3 protein-coding genes are annotated in these 3,668 nt (G+C 66.5%); 1 reads left to right on the top strand and 2 read right to left on the bottom strand.

All coding sequences use genetic code 11. The annotated features are described in order from the left end of the window. Together LQV45_RS20545 and LQV45_RS20540 are read right to left on the bottom strand one after the other, a co-directional pair. Window positions 1-308 (bottom strand): alpha-amylase family glycosyl hydrolase (locus LQV45_RS20545; protein WP_253074581.1); only part of this gene is annotated, 308 nt, incomplete at its 3' end. A gap of 5 nt (window positions 309-313) precedes the next feature. Continuing rightward, window positions 314-2,386 (bottom strand): alpha-1,4-glucan--maltose-1-phosphate maltosyltransferase, encoded by a 2,073-nt coding sequence (locus LQV45_RS20540; RefSeq protein ID WP_230008603.1) that lies wholly within the window; start codon window positions 2,384-2,386, stop codon window positions 314-316. Between the two features lie 151 nt (window positions 2,387-2,537). Here LQV45_RS20540 and glgP point away from each other — a divergent pair. After that, window positions 2,538-3,668, top strand: a 1,131-nt coding sequence (glgP, locus tag LQV45_RS20535) for an alpha-glucan family phosphorylase (RefSeq protein ID WP_230008602.1), incomplete at its 3' end; no start/stop codon positions are given.

Below are 3,668 nucleotides of genomic sequence, written 5' to 3'. Positions count from 1 at the left end.
GTGCCGAACTCGTCCAGCACGGAGTTGTAGTCCGAGATGTCGTAGCCGCCGTCGCGCAGCGGTGACTGGAAGAAGGGCGGGAGCCACAGGCAGTCCACCCCCAGCCACTGCAGGTAGTCCAGTTTCTCGATCAGGCCGTGGAAGTCGCCCGAGCCGTCTCCGTTGCCGTCGGCGAAGCCCCGGACGAGCACCTCGTAGAAGACCGCCTTGCGGTACCAGAGGGGATCGTGCTGGAGGCCCGGGGCATTCAATTCAAAGCTCCCCCTCGGGCTGAAGTGCTGGCTCGGGTTCTGCGGGCTAAAACTCACTGGCACTACCTCCGGATGCTAAGAATGTGAACGGGCTCGACGTGCGGGTCCAGGCGGACGTAGTTGTACTCCCCCCATTCCCAACTCTCGCCGGTCAGCAGGTCATCAACCATGAAACGGCCGTTGTGCGTGAAGTTTTCCGGGTCCAGTTCCAGCGCCGGCAGGTCCAGGGACACCGTGCCCTCCCGGGTGCCGTGCGGGTCCACGTTGACGACGATGATCAGGGTGTCCTTGGTCCCGTCCGCGAGGGTCTTGTGCTTGGAGAACACCACGGTGGAGCTGTCCGAGCTCTGGTGCACCGTCAGGTTCTGCAAATCCCCCAGGGCCGGGTGCGCGCGCCGGATCCCGTTGAGCCGGGTCAGGTACGGGGCCAGGGTGCGCCCCGCTTCTGCCGCCGCGTCCCAGTCGCGGGCCTTGTACTCAAACTTCTCGTTGTCGATGTACTCCTCGGCGCCCGGGCGCGCCACGTGTTCGTAGAGCTCAAAGCCGGCGTACACGCCCCAGATGGGGCTTGCCGTCGCGGCCAGGGCGGCACGGATCTTGAAGGCCGCCGGGCCGCCGAACTGCAGGTATTCGGTGAGGATGTCCGGGGTGTTGACGAAGAAGTTCGGCCGGAAGTAGGCCGCCGACTCGTGGCTGACCTCCTGGAAGTACGTCTCCAGTTCTTCCTTGGTGTTCCGCCAGGTGAAGTAGGTGTAGGACTGCTGGAAGCCTGCCCGGCCAAGAGCGTGCATCATGGCCGGGCGGGTGAACGCCTCGGCGAGGAAGACGACGTCGGGGTGCTTCTTATTGACCTTGCCGATCAGCCATTCCCAGAACCAGACGGGTTTGGTGTGCGGATTGTCCACCCGGAACACTTTGACGCCGTGGCTGACCCAGAGCATCACAATCCTTAGAATTTCGTTGGACAGCCCCGCGGGGTCGTTGTCGAAATTCAGCGGGAAAATGTCCTGGTATTTCTTTGGCGGATTCTCCGCGTAGGCAATAGTGCCGTCGACGCGCGTGGTGAACCATTCCGGGTGGCTTTGCACCCACGGGTGGTCGGGCGCGGCCTGCAGGGCCAGGTCCAGGGCCACCTCGAGTCCCAGCTCACCGGCCCGTGCCACGAAGGCGTCGAAGTCCTCGAAGGTGCCCAGATCCGGGTGGATGGCGTCGTGGCCGCCCTCGTGGGATCCGATGGCCCACGGCGAACCGGGATCGTGCGGTCCGGCGATCAGGGTGTTGTTCGGCCCCTTGCGGTGCTGGCCGCCGATCGGGTGGATCGGCGGCATGTAGATGATGTCAAAGCCCATGGCGGCGACGGCGTCGAGGCGCTGCGCGGCGGTGCGGAAGTTGCCGGAGGTCCATTCCCCCGTGTCGTGGTTGCGCACGGCACCTTCGGAGCGGGGGAAGAATTCGTACCAGGCGCCGGCTCCGGCAAGCGTTCGCTCCACCAGCAGCGGGTAGGGCTCGGAAACCGTCACAAGTTCGCGGATGGGCTGGCGTTCGACGACGGCGGCGACGTCGGCGCCGAAGCCGGCGGCGAGGCGTTCCTCGGGTGTCCGGGACGTATCTGAGAGGACGACGACGGCCATCCGCAGCGTTCTGCGGTCACCAGAGGGGCGGGAGGCGTCTTCGGAGGCTTCAGCCAGCAGGGCGGCACCTTCGGACAGCATGAGCTCGACGTCGATGCCGGCCTCCACCTTGACCTCGGCGTTGTGGTGCCAGGTGCCGTAGCGGTCGTGCCAGGCCTCGATGACGAAGGACCAGTTGCCAGTGGCGGGCGGGGTCAGGAGGCCTTCCCAGCGGTCCGTGCCCATTCCCCGGGGTCCGCTCGGCGGGGCGAGGCGGACCCGCTGCCGCTCTTTGCCGCGTGGGTCGAGCAGGACGGCGCTGACCCCGAGCTGGTCGTGTCCCTCCCGGAACGCGGTGGCTCCCACGACAATGGTTTGGCCCTCGACCGCTTTGGCGGGAAACTTTCCGCCCTCCACCGAAGGCTGCACGGCGGTGATCGGAAAGCGGCCAAATCGAAGGCCATCCGTGATCAGGGCCTTGGGCTTTTGCTTGGACACGGCGCTGGTTCGCGAGTTATTCGTCACAGCCTCGACGTTATCTACAAAACGGCCAGAATGCTAAGGCCTCGAACGTTTTCCGGAGGTTTCTGGTTCTGGTCGGAGTGATATCCGTCATTTACGGGAAAGAATCTTAAAGCAGTTCCGGGGCAACGACTTGTCCGTTAGTGTTTCGCTGGTGAAGGCAATCCGCAGATTTACCGTCCGAACCGTACTCCCGGAGTCGATCCGGCCGCTGGCCCGGCTCGCCACCAATCTCCGGTGGTCCTGGCATCCGCCCACCCGGGAGCTTTTCGAGGGGCTCAACCCCGGGGTCTGGGCGGAGAGCGCCCACGACCCCGTGACTTTCCTGGGCCTGGTCAGCCGGGAAGAGCTGCAGCGCCTCGCCGCGGACCAGGACGTGGTGCGGCGCGTCCACGCCGCGGCCGATGACCTCGACCAGTACCTGGAACAGCCGCGCTGGTACCAGAGCCTGGGCGACGGCGCGCCGGCATGCATCGCCTATTTCTCGCCGGAGTTCGGCATCACCGAGGTCCTGCCCCAGTACTCGGGCGGCCTTGGCATCCTGGCCGGGGACCACCTGAAGGCGGCTTCGGACCTTGGCGTGCCGCTGATCGGCGTCGGACTCCTGTACCAGGCCGGCTACTTTAAGCAGTCGCTCTCCCGGGACGCCTGGCAGCAGGAAACGTACCCGGTCCTCGACCCCGACGGGCTGCCCCTGACGCTCCTGCGCGAGGCCTCCCCGGACGGCAACGGCAAACCGGTCCAGATCTCCCTGCCGCTTCCCCAGGGCCGGCGCCTGCTGGCGCACGTGTGGCGGGCCGACGTCGGACGTGTGCCGCTGCTGCTGCTGGATTCCAACGTTCCGGGCAACGACGAGGCTGCCCGCGGCATCACCGACCGCCTGTACGGCGGCGGCGGAGACCACCGGCTGCAGCAGGAGCTCCTGCTGGGCATGGGCGGGGTCAAGGCGCTGCGGGAGTTCCAGCGGCTCACGGGTGTCCCCGCGCCGGAAGTCTTCCACACCAACGAGGGCCACGCCGGATTCCTCGGCGTCGAGCGGATCCAGGAATTGATGTCCGGCACGGCGCCGCTGAGCTGGGAGGAGGCCCTGGCCGCCGGGCGGGCGTCCACGGTGTTCACCACCCACACGCCGGTGCCGGCGGGGATCGACCGCTTCGAAATCTCCCAGATTCAGCACTTCTTCGAAGCCGGCCTCGCCCCGGACGTCCCGGTGGCCAAGATCCTGGACCTGGGCCGCGAGGACTTCGCCGACGGCAACCCGTTCGTGTTCAACATGGCCGTGATG

Source organism: Microbacterium sp. Bi128 (assembly GCF_918698205.1).
The sequence above is the reverse complement of the archived record's forward strand: the minus strand, read 5'-3'. Positions and strand labels throughout refer to the sequence as shown.